The following is a 26,425-nucleotide window of genomic DNA, read 5'->3' as shown; positions in this document are numbered from 1 at the left end:
CCTTCCTTTCAGTCACCACGGAGCCCCCCATGCTGAACCTCGACACCGCCCAGCAATTCCTGATGACACGCGGCCTGGATTTCGGCCTCAACCTCCTCGCCGCCATCGCCCTCTGGTTCATCGGCCGCTGGGCGATCCGCATCGGCACACGCCTGCTCGGCAAGATCGTCCAGCGCAGCGGCAAAGTCGACCCAACCCTCGCCGACTACCTGACCTCCGTCGTCAGCGTGCTGCTGACGATCCTGCTGATCCTCGCGATCCTGCAGATCTTCGGCGTGCAGACCACGTCGTTCGCCGCGCTGCTCGCGGGCCTCGGCCTCGCGATCGGTACCGCCTGGGGCGGGCTGCTCGCGCATTTTGCGGCCGGCGTATTCATGCAGGTGCTGCGGCCGTTCAAGATCGGCGACGTGATCAGCGCGGGCGGCGTCACCGGCACGGTGAAGGAACTGGGCCTGTTCGGCACGACGATCATCACGGCGGACAACATCGTGACGATCGTCGGCAACAACAAGATCTTCTCGGACAACATCGCGAACTACAGCGCGACGTCATACCGCCGCGTCGACCTGACCGCGAAGATCGCGAACGGCGTCGACGCGGTCGACGCGATCAACCGCCTGAAGGAGTCGGTACAAAAGATCCCGAATGTGCTGACCACCCCGGCGCCGGACGTCGGCGTGCTGCAGTTCACGCCGGAAGGCCCGCTGCTGTTCGTGCGCCCGTCCGCGCAGCCGGCGAACTACTGGCAGGTGTACTGCGACACCAACCGTGTGATCCTCGACACGTTCCGCGACGCGCAATACCCGACGCCCGAAACGCCGATCTCGCATCGCAACGCCTGACGGCGCGGCGCACGCAGCAGGCGAAAAAAAAGCGTGGCTCGCAGCCACGCTTTTCTTCGCTTCAACGACCGGCCGATTTCAACGCCCGCCCGTCTTCTGCACATCGTTCGGCCGACGCCCGCGCACGATCTTCCACACCGCGCCGAGCACGACCGGCACGATCGCCGCGCCGATCCCGGCCAGCACGATCACGTTCAAATACTGGCGGATGAACGGGATGTTGCCGAAGAAATACCCGAGCAGCACGAGCAGCAGCACCCAGAGCAGTGCGCCGAGCACGTTGAACAGCTGGAAGCGCGCGACGCTCATCGACGACGCGCCCGCGACGAACGGCGCGAAAGTCCGCACGACGGGGATGAAGCGCGCGAGCACGATCGTCTTGCCGCCATGCTTGTCGTAGAACGAGTGGGTCTTCTGCAGCGCCGCGCGGTCGAGGAAGCGCTCGAGCACCGGGATATGCGTGTTGAACACCTTCGGGCCGATCCAGCGGCCGATCAGGTAGTTGACCGTGTTGCCGCCGATCGCCGCAATGAGGAGCAGCACGATCAGCGCGCCGACGTTCATTTCCCCGGTCGCCGCAAACGCGCCGCCAATGAACAGCAGCGAATCGCCCGGCAGGAACGGAAACACGACGAGGCCCGTCTCGCAGAACACGATCAGGAACAGAACCAGATATACCCAGGCGCCGTACTGCCGGATGAAATCGCCCAGGAATGCGTCGATATGCAGGACGAGATTGACGAAGTGAAGCAGCGTATCCAAATGCGGTTCCTTCAGGGCAAGCTGGCCGGTCAAGGCCAAAGGGGCGAAAACACGGCGAAAGCGCCCGCCCGGTCAGGGCGGTGCGCGAGACGCAGTCATCATACCGAAACTACCTTAAGGCTCCGTGAAAAAACGTAACGGATCGACAGCCCGGCGCGAGGCGGCCGCCTCGCTATAATTCGGCCATGTCCGAATTCACCGAAACGGCCGCGGGCGCCACGCCCGCCCCTGATCCGCACTCGCCGCGCCCGCTGCGCGCGATCCAGCCCCTGCCCGACCAGCTGATCAGCCAGATCGCCGCGGGCGAGGTCGTCGAACGCCCGGCGTCGGTCGTCAAGGAACTGCTCGAGAACGCGCTCGACGCCGGCGCAAACACGCTGCGCATCGTGCTCGACGAAGGCGGCGTCAAGCGCATCTCGATCACCGACGACGGTTGCGGGATCCCGCCCGGCGAGCTGCCGCTCGCGCTGATGCGCCACGCGACGAGCAAGATCCGCTCGCTCGAGGAGCTCGAAGCGGTCGCGACGCTCGGGTTCCGCGGTGAGGCGCTCGCGTCGATCGCGTCGGTGGCCGAGATGTTCATCACGAGCCGCACTGCCGACGCTTCGCACGCGACGCGGATCGACGCGCAGACGGGCGTGCTCGCGCCGGCCGCCGGCGCGGTCGGCACGACGATCGAGGTGCGCGAGCTGTACTTCAACACGCCCGCGCGCCGCAAGTTCCTGAAAAGCGAGCAGACCGAGTTCGGCCACTGCCTGGAAATGATCCGCCGCGCGGCGCTGGCCCGGCCCGACGTCGCGATCTCTGTGCTGCACAACGGCAAGGCGGTCGAGCACTGGAACGCGACCGAGCCCGCGCAGCGCGTCGCCAAAATTCTCGGCGACGGTTTCGCCACCGCGCACCTGCCGCTCGACGAACGCGCCGGGCCGCTCGCCGTCTATGGCTGCGCGGGCCTGCCGACCGCGAGCCGCGGCCGCGCCGACCAGCAGTATTTCTTCGTAAACGGCCGCTTCGTGCGCGACAAGCTGCTGACGCACGCAGTGCGCGCGGCCTACGAGGACGTGCTGCACGGCGACCGCTATCCGTCCTACGTGCTGTTCCTCGACCTGCCGCCCGAGGCGGTCGACGTGAACGTGCACCCGTCGAAGATCGAGGTCCGGTTCCGCGATTCGCGCTCGATCCACCAATACGTATTCCACGCGGTGCAGCGCGCGCTCGCGCGCCACGCGGGCGCGTCGCCCGAGACCACCGCGGGCGGCCATGCCGCGCAAATCGCCCCCGCGCCGGGCCCCGCGTCGTTCCAGAGCACGCCGCTCGGCCAGGCCGGCGGCAGCATCGGCGGCGGTCTTCTGCACGCGTCGTCTCCGTCTCCGGCGTCGTCATCGTCGTCGTCGTCGCAAGGCAACACCTGGCTGCGCCAGGCTCGCATGACGCAAGGCACGCTGCCCGTCGCGCAGCCGCTCGCGCTCTACGACGCATTGTTCGGCCGCAAGGACAGCGGCGCGGGCACGCCGGCCGGCGCAACGATGGTCGCGCACGATGCGGCCGACGCACCCGTCGCGCCGCCGCCGGGTTTCGCCGCGCCGTCGCTCGCGCACACGGCGCACGACGACCAGCCGCTCGGTTTCGCGCTCGGCCAGATCCACGGCATCTACGTGCTCGCGCAGAACGCGCACGGGCTCGTGATCGTCGACATGCATGCGGCGCACGAGCGGATCCTGTACGAACAGTTCAAGAATGCGCTCGCCGACCGTTCGGTCGCGGTGCAGGCGCTGCTGCTGCCGGTGTCGATGAATGCGACGCCGGTCGAGATCGGCACCGTCGAAGAGGAGCGCGAGACGCTCGAATCGCTCGGCTTCGATCTCGCGGTGCTGTCGCCGACGACGCTCGCGATCCGCGCGGTGCCGGCGCTGTTGAAGGATGCGGACCTGCAGGCGCTCGCGCGCGCGGTGCTCGCCGATCTGCACGCGTTCGGCGGCTCTCGCGTACTCACCGAACGCCAGCACGAACTGCTCGGCACGCTCGCGTGCCATCACGCGGTGCGCGCCAACCGGCGCCTCACGCTTGACGAGATGAACGCGCTGCTGCGCCAGATGGAAGCGACCGAACGCGCGGACCAGTGCAATCACGGCCGGCCGACGTGGTATCAGCTCACGCTCGCCGATCTCGACCGCCTGTTCATGCGCGGCCAATGAGCATGTCGCAGCCTGCCCTCCCAACGACGGTCGCGTGCCTGCTCGGCCCCACCGCGTCCGGCAAGACGGCCGCGGCACTGGCGCTCGCCGGGCGGCGCCCGATCGAGATCGTCAGCATCGATTCGGCGCTCGTCTATCGCGACATGGATATCGGCACCGCGAAGCCGACCCGCGACGAACGCGCGCGCGTGCCGCACCACCTGATCGACATCATCGACCCGGCGGACGCCTACTCGGCGGCCGAATTCCGTGCGGACGCACTGCGCCTGATCGGCGAGATCGCCGCGCGCGGCCACACGCCGCTGCTCGCGGGCGGCACGATGCTGTACTACAAGGCATTGACGCACGGGCTGAACGATCTGCCGGGCGCCGACCCTGCGATGCGCGCCGAACTCGACGCGGACGCCGCGCGCGATGGCTGGCCGGCGCTCCATGCACGGCTCGCCCAGGTCGACCCGCAAACGGCCGCGCGCCTCGCGCCGAACGATTCGCAGCGCATCCAGCGCGCGCTCGAAGTCTTCCTGCTGAGCGGCCAGCCGATGTCGGCGCTGCTCGCCGCGCCGCCGCGCGCGGACGACGAAGCGGCCCGCTACCGCTTCGTGCCGGTCGCGCTCGAGCCGTCCGACCGCGCGGTGCTGCACGCGCGGATCGCGCAGCGCTTCGACGCGATGCTCGATGCGGGCTTCATCGACGAAGTCGAGCGGCTGCGCCGCCGCGACGACCTCCATCTCGGCCTGCCGTCGATGCGCTGCGTCGGCTACCGGCAGGCGTGGGAGTTCCTCGACGGCGCGACCGACTATCCGACGATGCGCGACAAGGGCATCTTCGCGACGCGCCAGCTGTGCAAGCGCCAGCTCACGTGGCTGCGCGCGATGCCGGAGCGGATCGTCGTCGACTGCGTCGCGCCCGGCTCGACGGTGCAGGCGGTCGACGCGCTCGAACGCGTGCTCGACGGCCGCACGCCGGCCTGATCCACGCGCCGGCTCGCGACAAACCAGGTTTCCATCAGGTCGCGGATCGCGCGTTCGTCTTCGCTCATCGTCGCCCCTCGTTCGCCCGCACCGCGCGCACGGAGCGACACCAGAAAAAAAACCGCCCGGATCGACTCCGGGCGGCTTTCGATGACATCGTCCTGCGGGCGGCGCGTCAGACCACGACCGTCTGCGCCTCGCCTTCGCGGGTCGCACGCACGGTGCCGATCTTCCACACCTGCTCGCCGGCTGCCGTAAGCTGGCTGACTGCCTCGTCGGCATCCGCCGCCGATACGATCACGGCCATGCCGATCCCGCAGTTGAACACGCGGTGCATTTCCGCGTCGGCAACGCCGCCGTGCTCCTGCAGCCACTGGAACAGCGGCGGCAGCGGCCACGCCTTCTGGTCCAGCTCGGCGGTCAGGCCTTCGCGCAGCACGCGCGGAATGTTCTCGACAAGGCCGCCGCCCGTGATGTGGGCCATGCCCTTCACGGCGATCTTTTCCATCAGCGCGAGCAGCGGCTTCACGTAGATGCGGGTCGGCGCCATCAGCGTGTCCGCGAGCGAGCGGCCGTGGAAATCGGCGGACAGGTCCGGGTTCGCGCGCTCGATGATCTTGCGCACGAGCGAGAAGCCGTTCGAGTGGATGCCGCTCGACGCAAGGCCCAGCACCACGTCGCCCTCGGCGATCGTGCTGCCGTCGATGATCTTGCTCTTCTCGACCGCGCCGACCGCGAAACCGGCCAGGTCGTATTCGCCGTCCGGGTACATGCCCGGCATCTCGGCGGTCTCGCCGCCGATCAGCGCGCAGCCCGACAGCTCGCAGCCCTGCGCGATGCCCTTGACGACGGTTGCCGCCGTGTCGACGTCGAGCTTGCCGCACGCGAAGTAGTCGAGGAAGAACAGCGGCTCGGCGCCCTGCACGAGGATGTCGTTCACGCTCATCGCGACGAGATCCTGGCCGACCGTATCGTGTTTGTTCAGATGAAAGGCAAGCTTGAGCTTCGTGCCGACGCCGTCGGTGCCCGACACGAGCACCGGCTCGCGATACTTCTTCGGCACCTCGAACAGCGCGCCGAACCCGCCGATGCCGCCGAGCACGCCGTCGCGCAGGGTTTTCTTCGCAAAGGGCTTGATCTTGTCGACGAGCGCGTCGCCTGCGTCGATGTCGACGCCTGCGTCGCGATAGGACAGACCTTGAGCGTCAGGAGCGGATTTCGGAGGATTCATGGGGGAATGCGAGAAGGTCGGTAAAATGCGATTTTACCCGAAGCCGGCCGCGCGGCCGGAATTCCCCGCATCGAATCGTCAGGGATTGCATCTTGGCCAACACGTCCCCGTTTTCATCGCAACGCGAACCGCGCCGCAGCCGGCGGGCCGCCGTGCGCGCGGACGCCGCGGCGGCCTTCCCCGGCGCGGGCCCGGCCTTCGGCACGCTCGACCCCAACCGCTCCGCATCGTGACTGCTTCCCGTCAACTGACGCTCGATCTCGGCACGCCGCCACCCGCCACGTTCGACAACTTCATCACGGGCGAGGAGAACGGCGAGCTCATCACGCGGCTGCAGAAGCTCGACCTCGCGCTCGCGGCCGGCCCCGTGCCGGACCGGTCGTTCTACATCTGGGGCGAGCCCGGCAGCGGCCGCAGCCACCTGCTGCAGGCGCTCGTGAGCGACGCATCGTACGGCAACGCGCGCTATCTCACGCCACAGAGCCCGCTCGGCGCGTTCACGTTCGACCCGCGCATTGGTATCTACGCGATCGACGACTGCGACCGGATGAGCGACACCCAGCAGGTCGCGCTCTTCAACCTGTTCAACGAGGTCCGCGCGCATCCGTCGAGCGCGTTTGTCGCAACGGGCCCCGCGGCGCCGCTCGCGCTCGACGTCCGCGAGGATCTGCGCACGCGCCTCGGCTGGGGGCTCGTGTTCCATCTGTCGCCGCCGTCCGACGCCGGCAAGATCGCCGTGCTGAAGCTCGCGGCGAAGGAGCGCGGCATCGCGCTCACCGACGACATCGCGGCTTACCTGCTCACCCATTTCCGCCGTGACATGCCGAGCCTGATGGCGCTGCTCGACGCGCTCGACCGTTTCTCGCTCGAGCAGAAGCGCGCCGTCACGCTGCCGCTGTTACGCCGGATGCTGGCCCGCCCCGGCGACGACATCGTGCCGCCGGGCACGGGTCCGAACCGCTTCGAGTAAAATGCGCTTCCATGACTAATCTGGCACTCTTTGACCTCGATCACACGCTGATCCCGACCGATAGCGACCACGAATGGGGCCGCTTCATGGTGAAGCTCGGCATCGTCGACGCAGAAAGCTTCTCGCGTCAGAACGACCAGTTCTTCGCCGACTACAAGGCGGGCAAGCTCGACATCCACGCGTACCTGACCGCGATGCTCACGCCGCTTGCGAAGTATTCGCGCGCGCAGCTCGCCGAATGGCACGAGCAGTACATGCACGAGGTGATCCGCCCCGCGATGCTGCCCGCCGCGCTCGAGCTCGTGCGCGAGCACCTCGATGCGGGCGACCTGTGCTGCATCGTCACCGCGACCAACGAATTCATCACGCGGCCGATCGCGAACGCGTTCGGCGTCGACACGCTGATCGCGTGCGAGGTCGAGACGACCGACGGCCATCCCGATTCGCCGTACACGGGCCGGCCGACCGGCACGCCGAGCTACCGCGAGGGCAAGATCGTCCGCACCGAAGCGTGGCTCGCGTCGCTCGACAAGCACTGGAACGATTTCGAGCGCAGCTACTTCTACAGCGATTCGCACAACGACATCCCGTTGCTCGAGAAAGTCACCGACCCGATCGCGACCAACCCCGACGACACGCTGCGCGCGCATGCAAGCGACCGCGGCTGGCGCATCCTCGATCTTTTCTGAACGTCGTGATCAAGAAATTCATCCGCAAGCTGCTCGGCCAGGACGACGCCGAACAAACCTCCCCCGCAGCGGCTCCGGCCGACGACGCGGCCCCGGCCCCGCGTGCCGCGAAAAGCGCACGCGCCGCCGCGAAGAAGGCGCGCAACCACGAGCCGACCATCGTGCCCGCGAACGTGCACGGCATCGATCCCGCGCTGATCTCGAAGAACGCGGTGCGCGTGACCGACACGCTGCAGCAGGCCGGCTTCCGCGCGTTCATCGTCGGCGGCGCGGTGCGCGACCTGCTGCTCGGCATCGCGCCGAAGGATTTCGACGTCGCGACCGACGCAACGCCGACCGAGGTGCAGCGCCTGTTCCGCCGCGCGCGCCTGATCGGCCGCCGCTTCCAGATCGTCCACGTGCAGTTCGGCCAGGAGCTGATCGAGGTGTCGACGTTCCGCGCGCTGGTCGACGCGCCGCCCGAGGCGGCCGCCGCCGAGCCGCCGAAGCGCCTGAAGCGCGACGAACTCGACCGCCGCACGCACGCGGTCGACGCGAGCGGCCGCGTGCTGCGCGACAACGTGTGGGGCGAGCAGCACGAGGATGCCGCGCGCCGCGACTTCACGATCAACGCGATGTACTACGACCCGTCGACGCAGACGGTGCTCGACTACCACGACGGGATGGCCGACATGCGCGCCCGCCTGCTGCGGATGATCGGCGACCCGGCCACGCGCTATCGCGAGGATCCGGTGCGGATGCTGCGCGTGGTGCGCTTCGCGGCGAAGCTCGGCTTCGACATCGAACTGCATACGCGCGAGCCGATCCAGGCCCTCGCCGACCTGATCAACAACGTGCCGGCCGCGCGCCTGTTCGACGAAATGCTGAAGCTGCTGCTGTCGGGCCACGCGCTCGCGTGCCTGAAGCAGCTGCGCAAGGAAGGCCTGCACCATGGGCTGCTGCCGCTCCTCGATGTCGTGCTCGAACAGCCGCAGGGCGAGAAGTTCATCACGCTCGCGCTGAACAACACCGACGCGCGCGTGCGCGCCGGCAAGCCGGTGTCGCCGGGCTTCCTGTTCGCGACGCTGCTGTGGCACGACATGCGTCAGCGCTTCGAGCAGTACACGGCCGACGGCGAATTCCCGGTGCCCGCGCTGCATCGCGCGATGGACGACGTGCTCGACATGCAGACCGAGAAGCTCGCGATCCACAAGCGCTACTCGGCCGACATGCGCGAGATCTGGGGGCTGCAGCTGCGCCTCGAGAAGCGCTCGGGCCGCAGCGCGCTGCGCCTGCTGGAACACCAAAGATTTAGAGCGGGGTATGATTTCCTCCTGTTACGCTGCGAATCCGGCGAGCTGGACCAGGACGTCGGGCAGTGGTGGACGGATTTCATCGAAGGCGACGCTGCCGCTCGCGAGGCATTGCTCACGCAGGGCGGAACCAAGGAAAAATCGCCCCGCAAGCGGCGCCGCCGCGGCGGTGTGAGGAATCGCAAGTCGGACGAAGGCGTCGAGCAGGCGCCGGATGCCTCGGGCGGTTCGGAAGACTGACGTGCGCGCCGGCGAACGACGTAGGAAGTGATGCCATGACGGTTGCATATCTCGGCCTGGGGGCGAATCTCGGCGATGCGCGCCAGACGCTGAAGGACGCGGTGGTGTGTCTCGCCCAGCAGCGCACCACCATGATTCTCGACAAGTCGAGCCTGTATCGCACCGCCCCGATCGATGCGGGCGGCGACGACTACTACAACTGCGTCGTCAAGATCGACACCACGCTCGCCGCGCGCGAGCTGCTCGCCCTCTGCCAGAAGATCGAGCATCACTTCGGGCGCGAGCGCCCGTACCGCAATGCGCCGCGCACGCTCGACGTCGACATCCTGCTGTTCGGTACCGACTCGATCGACGAGCCTGACCTGATCGTGCCGCACCCGCGCCTCACCGATCGCGCATTCGCGCTCGTGCCGCTCGTCGAGATCGAGCCGGCGCTCGACATTCCGGCGCGCGGCCGTGCCGCGGCATACCTCGCCGCGGTCGCAAGCCAGCGCATCGAGAAGGTCCAGACCTGCCAGTGCCTCGTGCAGAAGGCGCTGGCCGCCAGCGCCGCCAATGCCGACAAGGGCCGCTGCCGATGAACCCGACACCGCTGACCGTCACCGCGCCCGATCTGCGCGCACCGCACCGCTATCTCGTGATCGAAGGCCCGATCGGCGTCGGCAAGACGACGCTCGCGGGCCTGCTCGCGGAGCGCTGGTCGATGCAGACGCTGCTCGAACGCCCGCAGGACAACCCGTTTCTCGAACGCTTCTATCGCGACACCGCGCGCTATGCGCTGGCGACGCAGCTGGCGTTCGCGCTGCAGCGCGCGCAGCAGGCGCGCGAACTGATCGGCGCACTGGAAACGGGCCGGCCGGTCGTTGCCGACTTCATGCCGCAGAAGAACGAGATCTTCGCGCGGCTGAACCTGCCCGACGACGAGTGGCAGCTGTATCGCGCGCTGTCGGCGCACGTCGAATTGCCCCAGGCGCCCACGCCCGATCTCGTCGTGTACCTGCAGGCAAGCCCTGAAGTGCTGTTCGCGCGCATCCAGAAGCGCGGGCTGCCGATGGAGCTGCAGATCAGCGACGCGTACCTGCGCGCGCTCGTCGACGCATACAACGAATTCTTCTATCACTACGACCGCACGCCGGTGCTGACGGTCGCCGCGGAGCATCTGAACCCGCTGGAATCCCCCGAAGACCTTGCGTTGCTGATCGAGCGCATCGAGACGATGCGCGGCCGCAAGGAATTCTTCGTCAAGGGCGAGACGACGCGCTGACGCGTTTCGCCGCTTTTTTACCCATCGAACCGGATTTCCCCATGACCTATCTCCAGGAATCGAGTCGGCCTGCCGTGACGGTGCCCAAGCTGCAGGCAATGCGCGACGCCGGCGAGAAGATCGCGATGCTGACCTGCTACGACGCGAGCTTTGCCGCGCTGCTGGACAGTGCGGGCACCGACGTGCTGCTGATCGGCGATTCGCTCGGCAACGTGCTGCAGGGCCATACGACCACGCTGCCCGTCACGCTCGACGACATCGCGTACCACACCGCTTGCGTCGCGCGCGCGCAGCCGCGCGCGCTCGTCATGACGGATCTGCCGTTCGGCACGTACGGCACGCCGGCCGACGCGTTTGCCAGCTCGGTCAAGCTGATGCGCGCGGGCGCGCAGATGGTCAAGCTCGAAGGCGGCGAATGGCTCGCCGATACCGTGCGCTTCCTCGTCGAGCGCTCGGTGCCCGTGTGCGCGCATATCGGTCTCACGCCGCAGTCCGTGCACGCATTCGGTGGCTTCAAGGTGCAGGGCAAGACCGAGGCAGGCGCCGCGCAACTGTTGCGCGACGCGCGCGCGCTCGAGGCGGCGGGCGCACAGCTCGTCCTGCTCGAGGCCGTGCCGACACTTGTCGCGTCAGAAGTCACGCAGATGCTGCGCGTGCCGACGATCGGCATCGGCGCGGGCGCCGACTGCTCGGGCCAGGTGCTCGTGCTGCACGACATGCTCGGCATCTTCCCCGGCAAGCGGCCGCGGTTCGTGAAGGATTTCATGCAGGGCCAGCCGAACATCCATGCAGCCGTCGAAGCCTATGTGCGCGCGGTGAAGGACGGCACGTTCCCCGGGCCGGAGCATTCGTTCTGACATGCGGCCGGCGGTTCGCCGCCGGCTCGCGGACATGAAAAAGCGCGGCGCCCTTTGCGGGGCGCCGCGCTTTTTCATGCAGTCGTTGCGGCGCGATATCCGCGCCGGCCGGTCACTTCAGCACCGCGTCGAGCGTGCCGCGCAACGCGTTGGTCAACAGCAGCGCTTCCGCGCGCGCAAGGTCGGCGCGCGTCACGACACGCTCCACCGCACCGAACGACGGATCGTCGAGCAGCACGCCGCGCATCACGCCCGGCAGCACGCCGCACGACAGCGGCGGCGTCACCCATTGACCGTCGAGCTTGACGAACAGGTTCGAGCGTCCGCCCTCCGTCACCTCGCCGTGCGTATTGACGAACAGCATGTCGAAACAGCCGAGCGCCTCGGCGGCCTGCCATGCGCGATCGTAGTCGGCGCGGCGGGTCGTCTTGTGCAGCAGCAGCGCGTCGTCGGCATGTGTCGGCGCGAACCCGTGGTCGGCGGCAAGCAGCACGCCCACCGGGCCCGCGGGCAACGGCTTGAGCGTTGCGGCCGTGATCTCGACCGTGCCGCTCTTCGCCAGCGCGAGTTTCATCCGATACGGGCCCTCGCCGTCGAGCGCCGCATAGCGCGTATCGATCTCGCGGCGCAGCGCCGCCGCATCGAAGCGGAAGCCGAACGCATCCGCGCTGCGTTGCAGCCGTGCGAGATGGCGGTCGAGATGGCGAATGCCGTCCGCGCGCGTCGCGCAGGTCGTTTCGAACAACTGGAAGCCGGGATCGGCATCGGTCAGGAATTGTGCTTTCAATTCGCACTCCGCATATTCGTCGGCAGCAACGCTGTCGAGGACGATACCCGCGCCGACGCCCATCGTGCCGGTACGCCGCGCGCCCGTGGCGGTTACGCGTGCGCTGGCCGCCTCGTCGCCGGCCGCTTCATCGCTGGCCGCCCCTACGCCGGTCGCACCTGAGCCGGCCGCACCTGAGCCGGTCGCCCCGAGCGTCAACGTGCGGATCGCGACCGACAGGCAGAAATCTCCGCAGCCCGCCGCAGGCGCGCGCGGCGCGTCGAGCCACCCGATTGCCCCCGTATAGAGCCCGCGCGGCGTCGATTCGATCGCATCGATCAACTGCATCGTCTTGTGCTTCGGCGCGCCGGTGATCGAGCCGCACGGAAACAGCGCGCGCAGCATGTCGGCGAACGTCGTCCCGTCGCGCCATCCGGCCTCGACGGTCGACGTCATCTGCCACACCGACGCATACGGCTCGACCGAGAACAGCGCGGGTACCTTGACGGTGCCCGTGCGCGCGATCCGCGACACGTCGTTGCGCAGCAGATCGACGATCATCACGTTCTCGGCGCGATTCTTCGGGTCGCTCGCGAGGAACGCGGCCGCATCGGCATCGCGCTGCGGGTCGTCCGAACGCGGTGCGGTGCCCTTCATCGGCCGCGCGCGCAGCACGTCGCCGTGCTTTTCGACGAACAGCTCGGGCGAGCACGACACGACCCACGCGCCGTCCGGCAGCGCGATCAGCGCGCCGTAACGCACCGGCTGGCGCGCGCGCAGGCGCCGGTATAGCGCGAGCGGCGTGCCGAACACATCGAAATGGAGCCGGTACGTATAGTTGACCTGATACGAATCGCCCGCACACAACGCATCGTGCACGGCCAAGATCGCCGTATCGAATGCATCGCGCGTCACGCTCTTCGTCACATGCGCGACGCCCGCGATCGACGGCGCTGCCGCGCCGCCGTCGCGTTCCGTGAGCCACGCGTCGACTTCGTCGCGCGACAGGTGCTCGCAGCGCGCGAACAGCAAAAAGCGCAGCGGGGCCTCGCCCGGCTGCGCCCATTGCAGATTGCGCCCGAATTCATAGTCGCCGACGACGATCGCGTGCAGCCCGTCGCGCAGATCCTGCGCCAGTGCCGCGTCGACGTCGTCGAGCCGGGCGGGATCGGTGCATACCCGTTCATGCACGAAGCCCGTGTACAAGCGACTCGACCGCGCGGACGCGGTCGAGTCGCAATCGTCCAAGAGCGCGAACGGCGCGCTCCCGCTGCCTTCAATCATGCCGTCACTCGAAGAAGCTCTTCACGCGGTCGAACCAGCTCTTGCTCTGCGGGCTGTGGCGTGCACCGCCCTCGGCCAGCGACTTCTCGAACTGCTTGAGCAGGTCGCGCTGATTGTCGGTCAGCTTCACGGGCGTCTCGACCTGCACGTGCACGTACAGATCGCCCGCGATGCTCGAACGCAGCCCCTTGATGCCCTTGCCGCGCAGACGGAACGTCTTGCCCGACTGCGTGCCTTCCGGCACCGGGAACGTCGCGCGGCCTGCCAGCGTCGGCACCTCGATCTCGCCGCCGAGTGCGGCGGTCGTGAACGGGATCGGCATCTGGCAGTGGAGATCGTCGCCGTCGCGCTCGAACACCGAGTGCGGCTTGATGTGGATCTCGACGTACAGGTCGCCCGGCGGCCCGCCGTTGATGCCCGGCTCGCCGTTGCCGGCCGAGCGGATCCGCATGCCGTCGTCGATCCCGGCCGGGATCTTCACCTCGAGCGTCTTGGTTTCCTTCACCTTGCCCGAACCGTGGCAGTGCGCGCACGGCTCCGGAATGTAGGTGCCGCTGCCGTGACACTTCGGGCAGGTCTGCTGGATGCTGAAGAAGCCCTGCGACATGCGCACCGTGCCCTGGCCGTGACAGGTCGGGCAGGTCTCGGGCTTGGTGCCCGGCTTCGCGCCCGAACCGTGACAGACCTCGCACGACACCCAGCTCGGCACGCGGATCTGCGTGTCGTAGCCGTGCGCGGCCTGCTCGAGCGTGATTTCCATGCTGTAGCGCAGGTCCGCGCCGCGATACACCTGCGGGCCGCCCCGGCCGCCGCGGCCGCCTGCGGCCTGGCCGAAGATGTCGCCGAAGATGTCGCCGAACGCGTCGGCAAATCCGCCGAAGCCCTGTGCGCCCGCACCGCCCATGTTCGGATCGACGCCTGCGTGGCCGTACTGATCGTACGCGGCCCGCTTCTGGCCATCCGACAGCATTTCATAGGCTTCCTTCGCCTCCTTGAAATGCTCTTCCGCATCCTTGTTGTCCGGATTGCGGTCAGGGTGATACTTCATCGCAAGCTTGCGATATGCCTTCTTGATTTCGTCGTCGCTCGCATTCTTCGCGACGCCCAGAACCTCGTAGTAATCCCGTTTCGCCATATCGATTCACTGCCGTCCGCGCCTGATGCACGCGGCGGCTCCTTTCGCTCGCAGTAAAGTCTCGCGACTCGTCTGGCGTTGCGGCGTCCGTCCAGGGACAGCACACGCAGCGCCCACCAAAAAACAAATGTGCCCGGAGGGCCGCGAAGCCCGCCAGGCGTAGAGTCGATCCGGCCATCCGGAAGGAAAGACAGACCGCTTGTCAGCCGCGCCGCGCGCGGCATTCGCGCGCGGCGTGCGGTGCTGTTGCAACCCGGCTTAGTCCTTCTTCACTTCCTTGAACTCGGCGTCGACGACGTCGTCGGCAGCCTGCTGTGCGCCGCCCGCGTGGGCCGCGCCTTCCGCTGCGCCCGCCGCGCCGGCCGCACCTGCCTGGGCCTGCATGTCGGCGTACATCTTCTCGCCGAGCTTCTGCGAGGCCGTCGCCACGGCTTCGACCTTCGCATCGATCGTGGCCTTGTCGCTCGAGGTGCTCTTCAGCACTTCCTCGAGTTCCTTCAGCGCAGCCTCGATCTTCTCCTTCTCGCCCGCGTCCAGCTTGTCGCCGTACTCGGTCAGCGCCTTCTTCGTGCTGTGGACGAGTGCGTCGCCCTGGTTGCGTGCATCGGCCAGCTCACGCAGCTTGTGATCTTCCGCCGCGTTCGCTTCCGCGTCCTTGATCATCTGGTCGATTTCGGCTTCGGACAGGCCCGAGTTCGCCTTGATCGTGATCTTGTTTTCCTTGCCGGTCGCCTTGTCCTTCGCGCCGACGTGCAGGATGCCGTTCGCGTCGATGTCGAAGGTCACTTCGATCTGCGGCACGCCGCGCGGTGCGGGCGGGATGCCTTCGAGGTTGAACTCGCCGAGCAGCTTGTTGCCGGCCGCCATTTCGCGTTCGCCCTGGAACACCTTGATCGTCACGGCGCCCTGGTTGTCGTCCGCCGTCGAGTACACTTGTGCGTGCTTCGTCGGGATCGTCGTGTTCTTGTTGATCATCTTCGTCATCACGCCGCCGAGCGTCTCGATGCCGAGCGACAGCGGGGTCACGTCGAGCAGCAGCACGTCCTTGCGGTCGCCCGACAGAACCTGGCCCTGGATCGCCGCACCAACCGCGACGGCTTCGTCCGGGTTCACGTCACGGCGCGGATCCTTGCCGAAGAATTCCTTCACCTTCTCCAAGACCTTCGGCATGCGGGTCTGGCCGCCGACCAGGATCACGTCGTGGATGTCCGACACCTTGACGCCCGCATCCTTGATCGCGATGCGGCACGGCTCGATCGTGCGCTCGACCAGATCCTCGACCAGCGCTTCCAGCTTCGCGCGGGTGATCTTCAGGTTCAAGTGCTTCGGGCCCGATGCGTCGGCCGTGATGTACGGCAGGTTGATTTCGGTCTGCTGGCTCGACGACAGCTCGATCTTCGCCTTTTCAGCAGCTTCCTTCAGGCGCTGCAGCGCGAGCACGTCCTTCGACAGGTCGACGCCCTGCTCCTTCTTGAACTCGCCGATGATGTAATCGATGATGCGCTGGTCGAAGTCTTCGCCGCCGAGGAACGTGTCGCCGTTGGTCGACAGCACTTCGAACTGCATTTCGCCGTCGACGTCCGCGATCTCGATAATCGACACGTCGAACGTGCCGCCGCCGAGGTCATACACGGCGATCTTGCGGTCGCCCTTCTCGGCCTTGTCGAGGCCGAACGCGAGCGCGGCTGCCGTCGGCTCGTTGATGATCCGCTTGACTTCGAGGCCCGCGATGCGGCCGGCATCCTTGGTTGCCTGACGCTGGCTGTCGTTGAAGTACGCCGGCACCGTGATCACGGCTTCCGTAACCGGCTCGCCGAGGTAGTCTTCGGCCGTCTTCTTCATCTTGCGCAGCACTTCCGCCGACACTTGCGGCGGCGCCAGCTTCTCGCCATGCGCTTCGACCCACGCGTCGCCGTTGTCCGCCTTGACGATCGAGTACGGCATCAGGCCGATGTCCTTCTGCACTTCCTTCTCTTCGAAGCGGCGGCCGATCAGGCGCTTCACGGCGAACAGCGTGTTCTTCGGGTTCGTCACCGACTGACGCTTGGCCGGCGCGCCGACGAGCACTTCGTTGTCGTCCATGTAGGCGATGATCGACGGCGTGGTGCGTGCGCCTTCCGAGTTCTCGATGACCTTGACCTGGTTGCCTTCCATGATCGCGACGCACGAGTTCGTGGTGCCGAGGTCAATACCGATGATCTTTCCCATTTTTCCTAATCTCCAGAAATCCTTGATTGCTGCGCGAAACCCGCCTTTTTGCGGCCGTTTCGCGCGCCGAATTCAACTCTGTTCCCGAAATAAGTCCGACCGCGCCGTTTTCAAGACCCGACAAGCGATGCGGCTATTAAATTTTTTCAATCGGCCGCCGGGCCCGGATGGGCGGGTGCCGGAGCGCCGGCGGACACATCCGGGCCAGCCGGCCGACCGTTCGCCGCCGCAGCATCGCCCGCCGCCCCGATCTTCTGCCGCGCGGCCGCCACGGCAGCCTCGAACTGTGCAAGCCCGTGCCAGCCGGTCGCGCGGCCGAGCCGCCTGCCGCGGTGAAAGAAGAACCACGTCGGCACGCCGTGCAGCCCGAAGCGGCGCCCAAGCGCCTGGTGTTCGTACACGTTGCTATGGAACCACTTGAGGTCTAGCGCACGGATCGCATCCGGCTGCGCAAGCATCGCCTTCTTCGCGATCTCGCAGTTGAAGCAGTCGACGCCCCAGAAGAACACGACGGCGAGCGCGTCGCCGGCGCTCGCGAGACCGGCGTCGAACATGTCGGCAGACAGAGCCTGCATGCCGAACACGTCGAATGCGGCCGGATCGACGCCGGCAGCGGCCATGCCAGCGGCCTTACTTCGGTTGCGCGACCGTCACGAGCGCCGGGCGCAGCACGCGGTCGGCAATCGTGTAGCCCTTTTGCAGCACGGCGACGACGGTGTTCGGCTCCTGCTCGGCCGGCACCATCGAGATCGCCTGGTGCTGGTGCGGATCGAACTTCTCGCCAACCGGGTTGATCGCGACGACGCGGCCCTTTTCGAGCGCGTTCGTCAGCTGGCGCAGCGTCAGCTCGACGCCTTCGCGCACCTTCGCGAGGTCGCCGGACGTATCGCCGACCGCCGCCTCGAGGCTGTCCAGCACCGGCAGCAGATGCTCGGCAAAGCTTTCGATCGCGAACTTGTGCGCCTTCGCGACGTCTTCCTGCGCACGACGGCGCACGTTCTCGGTTTCGGCCTTCGCCCGCAGGAAGCTTTCCTGCAGCTCGGCGACCTTGGCTTGAGCCTCGGCGAGCGCCGCTTCGGCGGCAACGGCCGCCGGCGCGGCGCCTTGCGCTGCCTGCGTCTCGCTGCCGATGTCTTCGGCCGATTGGGGAGCCGGGTTCTCTTGCGTGTTTTCCATGTCGCTGAAAGTCGATTAGAGGTTGAAGCCAAATCGGCAACCGTCGGATGAAAGCCCGGCGGCACCGCACACTGCTGGTGCAGATAAGGTTGAAAACTGCAATTTCAAGAGAGTTAATCGCGCGCATTCGCCAACGCCGCGACACAACCGCGCTGCCTGACGGTGCGACGCCCGCACGCCCCGCCAGTCGGGCGAAACGGCCTGTAACAACGCTTACCGGGCTAGTACTAGCTCGCCTCAGGAGGCTGAACTACACTGCATTCCAGGCGTCGGAGAAGCTCGTTTACCCTGACCTGACCGCCGCCCGACATCCACTTGGCGCTGTTTTCACCCGTCTTCTCGAGGGGAGTACCGTGAAACTGACCTTTGCCATATCGGTGGTCGCGCTGGTACTCATTGCCGGCACTACCACCATCTGCCTTTCCGGGGCGGTCACCGACCGCACGACCGAGTACGGGAGCGTGCAGGCGACGTTCGACCAGATGTTCAGCTCCCACCAGAAAATCTGTCGATGATGCGGCGGTCGCGTTTCGTCGGCCGGCCGTGCAGTTCGGCCGCCGGCTCGTGGTACGCGCGACGCCGCTCCTGTTCGGCGAGCCGCGTGGCCCGCCCGGATTCCGTTTCAGCATAAAGGGTCTGGGCAACGCTCGCCGGCCCGCGCACGTCGCACACGCCCAGCACGGCAATGTGCCAGACGATGCCGTCGATCGCAATCTCGACCATGTCGCCGACGCGCACTTCCTTGGCCGGCTTGACCGGCGCGCCGCCGATCCGCACCCGGCCCTTGTCGACCGCGTCGGCCGCGAGCGAGCGCGTCTTGAAGAACCGCGCGGCCCACAGCCACTTGTCGATGCGCAGCTTCGCACCCGGTTCCATGGAGATCTTGTAGTTCATGTCAGCCTCCGCCGGGCCGCCCCAAGGGCGTAGCAGCGAATTCGCAGCGCATCGCTCTGCGCCTGTGTAGCCGGCCGGCTTTGCAAAGCCGGCGATGGGCGGCTGACCGCCCCCTCGGCGGGCAGCGAACGAAGTAAGCGCGGGGGTCGCATCATTTCAGCCTACCGTTTCCGGCTGCGCCGCCTTGACCGGCCAGCCCTGCAGATTTTCCGCGACGATCTCGCCCAGCGCGCCGATCCATGCGTGCGCGCCGTTCAGGCACGGAATCCGATGGAATGCCTTGCCGCCGCCGGCGATGAATTCGTCGCGTACCTCCATGCCGATTTCCTCGATCGTCTCCAGACAGTCGGCCGTGAAGCCCGGACAGAACACATCCGCTCGCCGCACGCCCGCTTCGCCAAGCTCGCGCAGCGTCGGCGCGGTGTACGGCTGCAGCCATTCGGCCTTGCCGAACCGCGACTGGAAAGTCACGCGGCATTCGATCGTCGACAGTCCGAGCGCCGTCGTCAGCAGCGCGGCCGTCTGCTGGCACTGGTCGTGATACGGATCGCCGAGGTCGAGCGTGCGCTTCGGCACGCCGTGGAAGCTGAGCACGAGCTTGTCGCCCGCCGCGAAGTCGGGCCGGCCATGCTGCGCCCAGTACTGGCGCACCTGCTCGGCGAGCGCGTGGATATACGCCGGATGGTCGGCGTAATGGCGCACGGTGCGAACTTCCGGCTGGTTGCGCATGCGCGCGAGCGCGGCGAACGCGGCGTCGAACGCCGTCGCGGTCGTCGACGCCGAGTATTGCGGATACATCGGCATCAGCAGCACCCGCTCGACGCCCGCGCGCTTGAGTTGCGCGAGCACCTGCGGGATGCTCGGGCTGCCATAGCGCATCGCGTAATCGACGAGCACGTGGTAGCCGTTCGACGCGAGCAGGTGCCGCACGCCCTCGACCTGACGCTCGGTGTGCACGCGCAGCGGCGAGCCCTCGGGCGTCCACACGGCCGCGTACTTCTTCGCGGACGCGCGGCCGCGCAGCGGCAGGATGACCGTGCGCAGCAGGGCCTGCCAGACCGCCTGCGGGATTTCGACGACGCGCGGATCGGACAGGAATTCGGCGAGATAGCGCCGGACCGCGCGCGGCGTCGGCGCGTCGGGCGTGCCGAGATTGATCAGCAGCACCGCGATGCGATGGGCAGCCGCGACGCTCGATGGCGGCTCAAGATCGAAGCGCATATAGAGAACGTGCTCGGGGCACGGAACCAGACGGCTTTCAATTATAGCGGGCCGTCCCGAACGGGGTAGCTGGCCGTTCGGCCTACCGCAGCCCCCCCGACGAGTTGGCTGGCCGTTCGATCTACCACTGGCCGCCCCCGACAGGGTAGCTGGCCGTTCGGCCGATTGCGGCGCGCACCGCGCCGCGTCAAGATGACAGGAACGGCTATTGCTGGCTGAGCGTGAGCGACAGCAGCCGCGCGGTGATGTCGACGATCGGGATCACCCGGTTGTACGCCATGCGGGTCGGGCCGATCACGCCGAGTGTGCCGACGATCTTGCCGTTGACCTCGTAAGGCGCGGTGACGACGCTCATTTCCTCGATCGGCACCAGCGTCGATTCGCCGCCGATGAAAATCTGCACGCCCTGAGCGTGGCTCGACACGTCGAGCAATTGCAGGAGGCCCGTCTTGTGGTCGAACACGTCGAACAGCTTGCGCAGCCGCGCCATGTCGGACGACAGGTCCGCCACCTCGAGCAGGTTGCGCTCGCCGGAAATGAGCACGGTGTCTTCCGTATCCGGCACCTCGGTGCTCGCGGTCACGGCCGCGTGCATCAGCGCGGTCATGTCGCCGCGCAGCTGGTCGATCTCGTCGCGCAGGCGGCGCCGCACCTCGTCGAACGACAGGCCGGCGAAATGCGCGTTGATGTAGTTGGACGCCTCGGTCAGCTGCGACGGCGAGTAGTCGCGCGGGGTCGCGAGCATCCGGTTCTGCACGTCGCCCTCGGGGGTGACGATGATCAGCAGGATGCGCTTGTCGGACAGGCGCATGAACTCGATCTGCTTGAACACGTGGCTGCGGCGCGGCGTCAGCACGACACCGGCGAACTGCGACAGGTTCGACAGCACGCTCGCCGCGGCCGCGACGACCTTCTGCTGAGGCTCGCCGGTCTGCAGCGTGGTCTGCACCTGCCGCTCGACGGCCTCGGCGTCGATCGGCGCGTCGACCGTCAGCATCGTGTCGACGAACAGCCGATAGCCGCGCGGCGTCGGCACGCGGCCGGCCGACGTGTGCGGGCTCGAGACGAGGCCGAGCTCCTCCAGGTCGGACATCACGTTGCGGATCGTCGCCGGGCTCAGCTCAAGCCCGGAATAACGTGACAACGTGCGCGATCCGACCGGCTGACCGTCGGCGATATACCGTTCGATCAGGGTTTTCAGGAGGGTTCGTGCGCGAGGATCTAGCATGGTAGAAAATTTTAGCGCAACCGCGCGACTGCGGCGAGTGGCCGCGGACGGCGCCTGAACGGGCCATCCGCAGCGCCCGGCGCCGCGGACGGTTCTTTTCGTCAACGAGCTATGGTGTAATGCCGCCATGAAAACCGGTAATCAGTTCCATACTGTCGCGCTCGTCGGCCGGAGCAACACGCCCGGCATCGCCGAGCCGCTCGCCACGCTGGCCGACTGCCTCGCGAAGCAGGGTTTCGAGGTGGTCTTCGAAGCCGATACGGCGCGCGAGTTCGGCATCGCCGGCTACCCGGCGCTCACCCCGGCCGAAATCGGGGCACGCGCCGACGTGGCGGTCGTGCTCGGCGGCGACGGCACGATGCTCGGCATCGGCCGGCAGCTTGCGCCATACAAGACGCCGCTGATCGGGATCAACCACGGGCGGCTCGGCTTCGTCACGGACATCGCGGCGGCCGACATGCAGGCGCGCGTCCCGGTGATGCTGTCCGGCAAGTTCGAGCGCGAGGAACGGTCGCTGCTCGAGGCGCGGATCATGCGCGACGGCGAGCCGATCTACCACGCGCTCGCGTTCAACGACGTCGTCGTGAACCGCAGCGGCTTTTCCGGAATGGTGGAGCTGCGCGCGTCGGTCGACGGCCGGTTCATGTACAACCAGCGCTCGGACGGCCTGATCGTCGCCACGCCGACCGGCTCGACCGCGTACGCGCTGTCGTCGGCGGGGCCGATCCTGCATCCGGAGCTGCAGGGCATCGTGCTCGTGCCGATCGCGCCGCACGCGCTGTCGAACCGGCCGATCGTGCTGCCGGACGACTCGAAGATCGCGATCCAGATCGTCGGCGGGCGCGACGTCAACGTGAATTTCGACATGCAGTCGTTCACGGCGCTCGAGCTGAACGACACGATCGAGGTGCGCCGCTCGCGGCATACGGTGCCGTTCCTGCACCCGATCGGCTACAGCTACTACGCGACGCTGCGCAAGAAGCTGCACTGGAACGAACACGCATCGAACGAAGACGACGACACGGCGCCCTGACGCCCTACCGCCCGATAACCATGCTCCGCCACCTCTCGATCCGCGACTTCGTGATTGTCGCCGCGCTCGATCTCGAATTCGACAGCGGCTTTACCGTCTTCTCCGGCGAAACCGGCGCCGGTAAATCGATCCTGATCGACGCGCTCGCGCTCGCGCTCGGCGAGCGCGCCGACGCGAGCGTCGTGCGCACCGGCTGCACCCGCGCCGACATCACCGCCGAATTCACGCCGCACGACCGTGTCGCGCGCTGGCTCGACGAACACGCGTTCGACGCCGAGGACACCGTGATGCTGCGCCGCGTGATCGACGCGAACGGCCGTTCGCGTGCGTTCGTCAACGGCACGAGCGCGACGCTCGCGCAGCTGCGCGAGGTCGGCGAGATGCTCGTCGACATCCATGGCCAGCATGCGCACCAGTTGCTGATGCGCCCGGACGCCCAGCGCGAGCTGTTCGACACGCATGCGGGGCTCGTCGCGGACGCCGCGAACGTCGCGCGCGCGTGGCGCGTGTGGCGCGACGCAACCCAGGCAATCGACGCGGCGAAAGCGCACGAGCGCGAGCTGCAGCTCGAGCGCGAAAAGCTCGCGTGGCAGCTCGCCGAACTCGACAAGCTCGCGCCGCAGCCGGGCGAATGGGAAGAGATCAACGCCGAACACAAGCGCCTGTCGCATTCGGCGAACCTGATCGACGGCGTGCAGGGTGCGCTCAACGCGCTGTCCGAAGCCGACGACGCGATGCTCGCGCAGCTCGGCGCGATCGTGTCGAAGCTACGCAGCCTCGCCGACTACGATCCGGCGCTCGGCGATGCACTCGCGTCGCTCGAGCCGGCCGAAATCCAGCTGCAGGAAGCCGTCTACTCGCTGTCGCACTACGCACAGCGCCTCGACCTCGACCCGGACCGCCTCGCGCAGGTCGAAACGCGCGTCGACGCGCTGCATTCGACCGCGCGCAAGTTCCGCCTGCCGCCCGACACGCTGCACGAAGAGCATGCGGCGCGGCGCGCGCAGCTCGCCGCGCTCGACGCGGCCGCCGACCTCGGCGCGCTGGAGGCCGCGCAGGCCAAGGCGTGGGACGCGTACCTCGCGGATGCGAAGCGTCTGTCGAAGGCGCGCGCGCAGGCCGCGAAGGCGCTCGGCACGGCCGTCACCGCCGGCATGCAGGAACTGTCGATGGCGGGCGGCAGCTTCGACGTTGCGCTCGTGCCGCTCGCCGACGGCGGCCCGCACGGGCTCGAGCAGGTCGAGTTCCGCGTCGCCGGACACGCGGGCGTGCCGCTGCGGCCGCTCGCGAAAGTCGCGTCGGGCGGCGAACTCGCGCGGATCAGCCTCGCGCTCGCGGTCATCGCGAGCGCCGCGAGCCCGACGCCGACGCTGATCTTCGACGAAGTCGATACGGGCATCGGCGGCGGCGTCGCCGAGGTAGTCGGCCGCCTGCTGCACCAGCTCGGACGCGACCGGCAGGTGCTGTGCGTGACCCACCTGCCGCAGGTTGCGGCGCGTGGCGACCAGCACTTCCAGGTCGCGAAGGGCGCGGACGACAACGGCGGCACCGTGTCGTCGGTTGTCCCGCTCGACAAGACGAGCCGCATCGAGGAAGTCGCGCGGATGCTCGGCGGACTCGAAATCACCGCGACGACGCGCAAGCACGCGAAGGAAATGCTGGCGGCCTGAGCCCGATCGTGGCCACACGGCCGGCGACGCAGAGGCCGGGCGTGCGGACTCGATCGACGAATCCGCAGGTCCGGCCCCCGCAAGCGGCGACCGCCGTCGCCGCGCACTACCTTCATCCGGCCGGCAACTCCGGCCTGCGGTACGGCCAGTGCGTCACCCCTTGCACTGCGCATGCATGTTCGCGACGCCCTGCTCGCGCCATGCCGCCCATTCGCCGCCCGTGCCGGGCACGTCGCCGAGCACCCACCAGCCGTTGACCCAGATCTTGCCGCCGTGGCTGACCTTGTGGCACGGCGTCGCGTAAGTCTTCTTGGGATCCCAAGCGGCCACGCCCTCGCCGACCGATGCGCGCACGGTCACGCTGTGTGCCGCGTCGGCCTTGCGGCCCAGCGCATCGGTCACCGTCAGCTTGAAGTCGTAGCGACGGTCGTCCGCCGCCTTGGGCGCGGTAAACGTCTCGACCGCGCCGGTCTGCGCGACCGGCACACCGGCCGGCCCCGTCCACGCATACTTCAACCCCTTGCCCGTCGACGACGCGCCGGACAGCGTGACGGTCGCGCCGCCGTCGGCCGATGCCGGCCCGCTGATCGCGGCGCGCGGCGGCGCGACGATCTCCTGCGCCTTCACGTTGACGACGTGGGTCGCCTGCGAGGTGTAGCCCTTACCGTTGGTCACGGTCAGACGGAACGCGTAGTCGCGGTCCTGTTCGCGCGTCGGTGCGACGAAGCGCAGCTCGGCTCCGTTCGGCTTCGCGTCGATGCCGGCCGGTGCGGCCCACGCATAGCGCAGTTGCTCGCCGACCGACGACGCGCCCGACAGCATGACCGCCGCGCCCGCCTCCGCCTGCTGCGGGCCGGTGACGGCCGCCTGCGGCAGCAACAGGCCGTCGTTCTTCACCTCGACCACTGCGCCGTCGGGCCCGACCGACTTCACGGTGACGATCTTGCCCGACAACGTATCGTGCAGCGCATACCCCGGCATCAGCGGCGCGTCCTTCATCCCGTTCGCGCTGCCAGGCGTCGTGTCGACCAGCGTGTTCGTCAGCACGTTGCTGCCATGCGCGACGGTCCGCACGATCACGCCGTTGACGAACGGATCGGCCGCCTTCCAGTCGTCGAAGCCGCGCAGCGGCTGGCGGAACTCGAGCCACAGCGTCGAGCCGTCGGTACGCGGGATCCGGTACGCTTTCGCGCCCGGCGCCTCGCCCCACAGCGGCGCGAGCCGGTAGGTGCCGTCGCCGCGAATCTCGGGCACGTCGGCTTCGCCCAGCCAGCCGGCGAACAGCTGGTAGCTAGCCGGATACAGGCGGCGGCCGCCGCCGCCCATCGTGTCGGACGGATCGTCGATCTTGCCGGCGCGGCACGCGCCGCCGACCTCGACCGTGCCGCCCGGCACCGGGCAATCGACGAGCGAGCCTGGATGCTTCGCGCCAAGGTTGTGGCCGAACTCGTGCGACCACATCCAGTAGCCGTGGCCGCTCGCGTTCGACAGGATCCAGTTGCCCGGCGTCGCGGCGAGGCCGCCCCAGCCGCAATTGCTCATTTTCGACAGGTCGACGAACAGGTAGTCGAATTTGTCAGGGTTCACGCCGCGCGCGAGCGCCGCGTCGCGCGCGGCCGCGCGGATCGCGCCCGAATCGCAGGTCGCCGGCCGGTCGCCGAGATTGACGCTGTCGAGCGTCTCGCCGTGAACCGTCAGCTTGCCGCGCGACGCGACCTCGAGATAGCGGCGCAGCGACGCGTAGTCGTCGCCGTCGCCGAACACCGCCTTGCGCACGACGTCGGCATCGGCCGGTTTCGAGTCGTTGAAGTGCGTGACCATCAGCAGCACGGATTTGTCGCCGGCAAGCGGCCGGGTCGGCAACGGCACCGGCAGCGGATAGGTGAACGTCGAGCCGGGCGCAATGCCCGTGTTGGGGCGCATCGCCACGCCGCGGGTGTCGGCCGACGCGCCCAGCACTTCGGTTCGGCCCAGATCGCCGCGATACTTGTTGCGCAGCACGATCCTGCCGTCGAGGCCGGCGGTGACCTGCCAGGTGCGCATCGACGTGTAGCCGTCCCCCTTGCAGGTGCCCAATGCGACGCGGCCCGCGCCGCCATCCGGGTGGGTGCGCAGACAGCGATCCGCGCCCTGCTCGATCGCCGCCCGGTTGCGAATCAGCCGATAGCCGTCGCTCTGCTTCTGAAACAGCCAGTCCTGCGCCGCACCGCCATCGCACGCGGCGAAGGCGACCGCGTCGCCGCCCGCTTGCCACGCGAGGCACTGGCCATCGCCAAGCAGCAGGTTCTTGAGCGGGGTTGGCGCCGCGTCGGCGGCATGGGCGGAAACGGAGAAAAGTCCGGCGACGGCCGCAGACAGCGCTGTCGCGGCAAGTGAATGGCGGATCGGTGTCAATATTGGCTCGAGATCGCTTGCGGCACACGCGGCGCCAGTTGAACGGAAAGCCGCATTCTTTCGATGCCGGCCGTTCCGCTCAAACAATCTCAATCGAATCTCA

At 67.8% G+C, this 26,425-nt stretch carries 23 protein-coding genes; 12 read left to right on the top strand and 11 right to left on the bottom strand.

Annotation, left to right across the window (positions count from 1 at the left end; all coding sequences use genetic code 11):
* Positions 1-29: 29 nt before the first annotated feature.
* Positions 30-842, top strand: a complete 813-nt coding sequence (locus tag ACV22Z_RS19805) for a mechanosensitive ion channel family protein (RefSeq protein ID WP_448077997.1) — start codon at positions 30-32, stop codon at positions 840-842.
* A gap of 78 nt (positions 843-920) precedes the next feature.
* Here the strand turns inward: ACV22Z_RS19805 and ACV22Z_RS19800 are convergent, their stop codons facing one another.
* Positions 921-1,604 carry a DedA family protein gene (locus ACV22Z_RS19800; protein ID WP_448077996.1) on the bottom strand — a complete coding sequence of 228 codons (684 nt, stop codon included), beginning with the start codon at positions 1,602-1,604 and terminating at the stop codon, positions 921-923.
* 185 nt (positions 1,605-1,789) lie between these two features.
* On the opposite strand from ACV22Z_RS19800, the gene mutL reads away from it, so the two are divergent.
* Positions 1,790-3,799, top strand: coding sequence for a DNA mismatch repair endonuclease MutL (mutL, locus tag ACV22Z_RS19795; protein WP_448077995.1), 2,010 nt, complete (start codon positions 1,790-1,792; stop codon positions 3,797-3,799).
* Complete coding sequence (gene miaA, locus ACV22Z_RS19790; RefSeq protein ID WP_448077994.1) at positions 3,796-4,770, top strand: tRNA (adenosine(37)-N6)-dimethylallyltransferase MiaA; 975 nt, start codon at positions 3,796-3,798, stop codon at positions 4,768-4,770. The genes mutL and miaA overlap by 4 nt, the downstream gene beginning before the upstream one ends.
* 175 nt (positions 4,771-4,945) lie before the next feature.
* Here miaA and purM read toward each other — a convergent pair whose 3' ends face one another.
* The gene (purM, locus tag ACV22Z_RS19785; protein ID WP_448077993.1) at positions 4,946-6,001 is read right to left on the bottom strand and encodes a phosphoribosylformylglycinamidine cyclo-ligase; all 1,056 of its coding nucleotides are present in this window, start codon (positions 5,999-6,001) and stop codon (positions 4,946-4,948) included.
* Between the two features lie 229 nt (positions 6,002-6,230).
* On the opposite strand from purM, the gene hda reads away from it, so the two are divergent.
* Genes hda through panB form a run of 6 tightly spaced genes read left to right on the top strand, consistent with a single transcriptional unit; the run spans position 6,231 to position 11,313 of the window.
* Positions 6,231-6,971, top strand: coding sequence for a DnaA regulatory inactivator Hda (gene hda / locus ACV22Z_RS19780; RefSeq protein WP_448077992.1), 741 nt, complete (start codon positions 6,231-6,233; stop codon positions 6,969-6,971).
* 11 nt (positions 6,972-6,982) lie between these two features.
* Positions 6,983-7,660: a histidinol-phosphatase gene (locus ACV22Z_RS19775; protein ID WP_448077991.1), complete on the top strand. Its 678-nt coding sequence runs from the start codon at positions 6,983-6,985 to the stop codon at positions 7,658-7,660.
* 5 nt (positions 7,661-7,665) lie between these two features.
* On the top strand, positions 7,666-9,192 hold the full coding sequence (pcnB, locus tag ACV22Z_RS19770) for a polynucleotide adenylyltransferase PcnB (protein WP_448077990.1): 1,527 nt from the start codon (positions 7,666-7,668) through the stop codon (positions 9,190-9,192).
* A 35-nt stretch (positions 9,193-9,227) separates the two neighbouring features.
* Positions 9,228-9,773, top strand: coding sequence for a 2-amino-4-hydroxy-6-hydroxymethyldihydropteridine diphosphokinase (gene folK, locus ACV22Z_RS19765; protein WP_448077989.1), 546 nt, complete (start codon positions 9,228-9,230; stop codon positions 9,771-9,773).
* On the top strand, positions 9,770-10,456 hold the full coding sequence (locus ACV22Z_RS19760) for a deoxynucleoside kinase (protein WP_448077988.1): 687 nt from the start codon (positions 9,770-9,772) through the stop codon (positions 10,454-10,456). The genes folK and ACV22Z_RS19760 overlap by 4 nt, the downstream gene beginning before the upstream one ends.
* A gap of 41 nt (positions 10,457-10,497) precedes the next feature.
* A complete protein-coding gene (panB, locus tag ACV22Z_RS19755; protein WP_448077987.1) occupies positions 10,498-11,313 on the top strand; it encodes a 3-methyl-2-oxobutanoate hydroxymethyltransferase in 816 nt (271 codons plus the stop codon).
* 112 nt (positions 11,314-11,425) lie between these two features.
* Here panB and ACV22Z_RS19750 read toward each other — a convergent pair whose 3' ends face one another.
* The 5 genes from ACV22Z_RS19750 to grpE all read right to left on the bottom strand — a co-directional run bounded on the left by ACV22Z_RS19750 (position 11,426) and on the right by grpE (position 17,882).
* A complete protein-coding gene (locus ACV22Z_RS19750) occupies positions 11,426-13,363 on the bottom strand; it encodes a chorismate-binding protein (protein WP_448077986.1) in 1,938 nt (645 codons plus the stop codon).
* 4 nt (positions 13,364-13,367) lie between these two features.
* On the bottom strand, positions 13,368-14,498 hold the full coding sequence (gene dnaJ / locus ACV22Z_RS19745) for a molecular chaperone DnaJ (protein WP_448077985.1): 1,131 nt from the start codon (positions 14,496-14,498) through the stop codon (positions 13,368-13,370).
* A gap of 258 nt (positions 14,499-14,756) precedes the next feature.
* Positions 14,757-16,706, bottom strand: a complete 1,950-nt coding sequence (gene dnaK, locus ACV22Z_RS19740) for a molecular chaperone DnaK (protein WP_448077984.1) — start codon at positions 16,704-16,706, stop codon at positions 14,757-14,759.
* A 146-nt stretch (positions 16,707-16,852) separates the two neighbouring features.
* Complete coding sequence (locus ACV22Z_RS19735) at positions 16,853-17,326, bottom strand: thioredoxin family protein (RefSeq protein WP_448077983.1); 474 nt, start codon at positions 17,324-17,326, stop codon at positions 16,853-16,855.
* A gap of 10 nt (positions 17,327-17,336) precedes the next feature.
* Positions 17,337-17,882 (bottom strand): nucleotide exchange factor GrpE, encoded by a 546-nt coding sequence (gene grpE, locus ACV22Z_RS19730; RefSeq protein ID WP_448077982.1) that lies wholly within the window; start codon positions 17,880-17,882, stop codon positions 17,337-17,339.
* A 353-nt stretch (positions 17,883-18,235) separates the two neighbouring features.
* On the opposite strand from grpE, the gene ACV22Z_RS19725 reads away from it, so the two are divergent.
* Positions 18,236-18,397 (top strand): hypothetical protein, encoded by a 162-nt coding sequence (locus tag ACV22Z_RS19725; RefSeq protein ID WP_448077981.1) that lies wholly within the window; start codon positions 18,236-18,238, stop codon positions 18,395-18,397.
* On the opposite strand, the gene ACV22Z_RS19720 is transcribed toward ACV22Z_RS19725, so the two are convergent.
* The 3 genes from ACV22Z_RS19720 to hrcA form a co-directional block, all read right to left on the bottom strand.
* The gene (locus ACV22Z_RS19720) at positions 18,369-18,776 is read right to left on the bottom strand and encodes an RNA-binding S4 domain-containing protein (RefSeq protein ID WP_448077980.1); all 408 of its coding nucleotides are present in this window, start codon (positions 18,774-18,776) and stop codon (positions 18,369-18,371) included. The genes ACV22Z_RS19725 and ACV22Z_RS19720 overlap by 29 nt on opposite strands.
* 156 nt (positions 18,777-18,932) lie before the next feature.
* Positions 18,933-19,997 (bottom strand): ferrochelatase, encoded by a 1,065-nt coding sequence (gene hemH / locus ACV22Z_RS19715; RefSeq protein WP_448077979.1) that lies wholly within the window; start codon positions 19,995-19,997, stop codon positions 18,933-18,935.
* Positions 19,998-20,202: 205 nt separating this feature from the next.
* Positions 20,203-21,225, bottom strand: coding sequence for a heat-inducible transcriptional repressor HrcA (gene hrcA / locus ACV22Z_RS19710; protein WP_448077978.1), 1,023 nt, complete (start codon positions 21,223-21,225; stop codon positions 20,203-20,205).
* Between the two features lie 127 nt (positions 21,226-21,352).
* Between hrcA and ACV22Z_RS19705 the strand changes: the two genes are divergently transcribed.
* Both ACV22Z_RS19705 and recN read left to right on the top strand, forming a co-directional pair.
* Positions 21,353-22,258, top strand: a complete 906-nt coding sequence (locus ACV22Z_RS19705; protein ID WP_448077977.1) for an NAD kinase — start codon at positions 21,353-21,355, stop codon at positions 22,256-22,258.
* A 20-nt stretch (positions 22,259-22,278) separates the two neighbouring features.
* On the top strand, positions 22,279-23,928 hold the full coding sequence (gene recN, locus ACV22Z_RS19700; RefSeq protein ID WP_448077976.1) for a DNA repair protein RecN: 1,650 nt from the start codon (positions 22,279-22,281) through the stop codon (positions 23,926-23,928).
* A 153-nt stretch (positions 23,929-24,081) separates the two neighbouring features.
* Here recN and ACV22Z_RS19695 read toward each other — a convergent pair whose 3' ends face one another.
* The gene (locus ACV22Z_RS19695; protein WP_448077975.1) at positions 24,082-26,322 is read right to left on the bottom strand and encodes a carbohydrate-binding protein; all 2,241 of its coding nucleotides are present in this window, start codon (positions 26,320-26,322) and stop codon (positions 24,082-24,084) included.
* Between the last annotated feature and the right edge of the window lie 103 nt (positions 26,323-26,425).

Source organism: Burkholderia sp. PU8-34 (assembly GCF_053427725.1).
This window is presented reverse-complemented; position numbering and strand designations above follow the sequence as displayed.

Bases quoted from the DNA above. Each gene is read 5' to 3' on its own strand.
- ACV22Z_RS19805 (WP_448077997.1), top strand. From the start codon at position 30: ATGCTGAACCTCGACACCGCCCAGCAATTCCTGATGACACGCGGCCTG.
- mutL (WP_448077995.1), top strand. From the start codon at position 1,790: ATGTCCGAATTCACCGAAACGGCCGCGGGCGCCACGCCCGCCCCTGAT.
- miaA (WP_448077994.1), top strand. From the start codon at position 3,796: ATGAGCATGTCGCAGCCTGCCCTCCCAACGACGGTCGCGTGCCTGCTC.
- purM (WP_448077993.1), bottom strand. From the start codon at position 6,001: ATGAATCCTCCGAAATCCGCTCCTGACGCTCAAGGTCTGTCCTATCGC.
- ACV22Z_RS19775 (WP_448077991.1), top strand. From the start codon at position 6,983: ATGACTAATCTGGCACTCTTTGACCTCGATCACACGCTGATCCCGACC.
- folK (WP_448077989.1), top strand. From the start codon at position 9,228: ATGACGGTTGCATATCTCGGCCTGGGGGCGAATCTCGGCGATGCGCGC.
- ACV22Z_RS19760 (WP_448077988.1), top strand. From the start codon at position 9,770: ATGAACCCGACACCGCTGACCGTCACCGCGCCCGATCTGCGCGCACCG.
- panB (WP_448077987.1), top strand. From the start codon at position 10,498: ATGACCTATCTCCAGGAATCGAGTCGGCCTGCCGTGACGGTGCCCAAG.
- ACV22Z_RS19750 (WP_448077986.1), bottom strand. From the start codon at position 13,363: ATGATTGAAGGCAGCGGGAGCGCGCCGTTCGCGCTCTTGGACGATTGC.
- dnaJ (WP_448077985.1), bottom strand. From the start codon at position 14,498: ATGGCGAAACGGGATTACTACGAGGTTCTGGGCGTCGCGAAGAATGCG.
- dnaK (WP_448077984.1), bottom strand. From the start codon at position 16,706: ATGGGAAAGATCATCGGTATTGACCTCGGCACCACGAACTCGTGCGTC.
- ACV22Z_RS19735 (WP_448077983.1), bottom strand. From the start codon at position 17,326: ATGGCCGCTGCCGGCGTCGATCCGGCCGCATTCGACGTGTTCGGCATG.
- grpE (WP_448077982.1), bottom strand. From the start codon at position 17,882: ATGGAAAACACGCAAGAGAACCCGGCTCCCCAATCGGCCGAAGACATC.
- ACV22Z_RS19720 (WP_448077980.1), bottom strand. From the start codon at position 18,776: ATGAACTACAAGATCTCCATGGAACCGGGTGCGAAGCTGCGCATCGAC.
- hemH (WP_448077979.1), bottom strand. From the start codon at position 19,997: ATGCGCTTCGATCTTGAGCCGCCATCGAGCGTCGCGGCTGCCCATCGC.
- hrcA (WP_448077978.1), bottom strand. From the start codon at position 21,225: ATGCTAGATCCTCGCGCACGAACCCTCCTGAAAACCCTGATCGAACGG.
- ACV22Z_RS19705 (WP_448077977.1), top strand. From the start codon at position 21,353: ATGAAAACCGGTAATCAGTTCCATACTGTCGCGCTCGTCGGCCGGAGC.
- recN (WP_448077976.1), top strand. From the start codon at position 22,279: ATGCTCCGCCACCTCTCGATCCGCGACTTCGTGATTGTCGCCGCGCTC.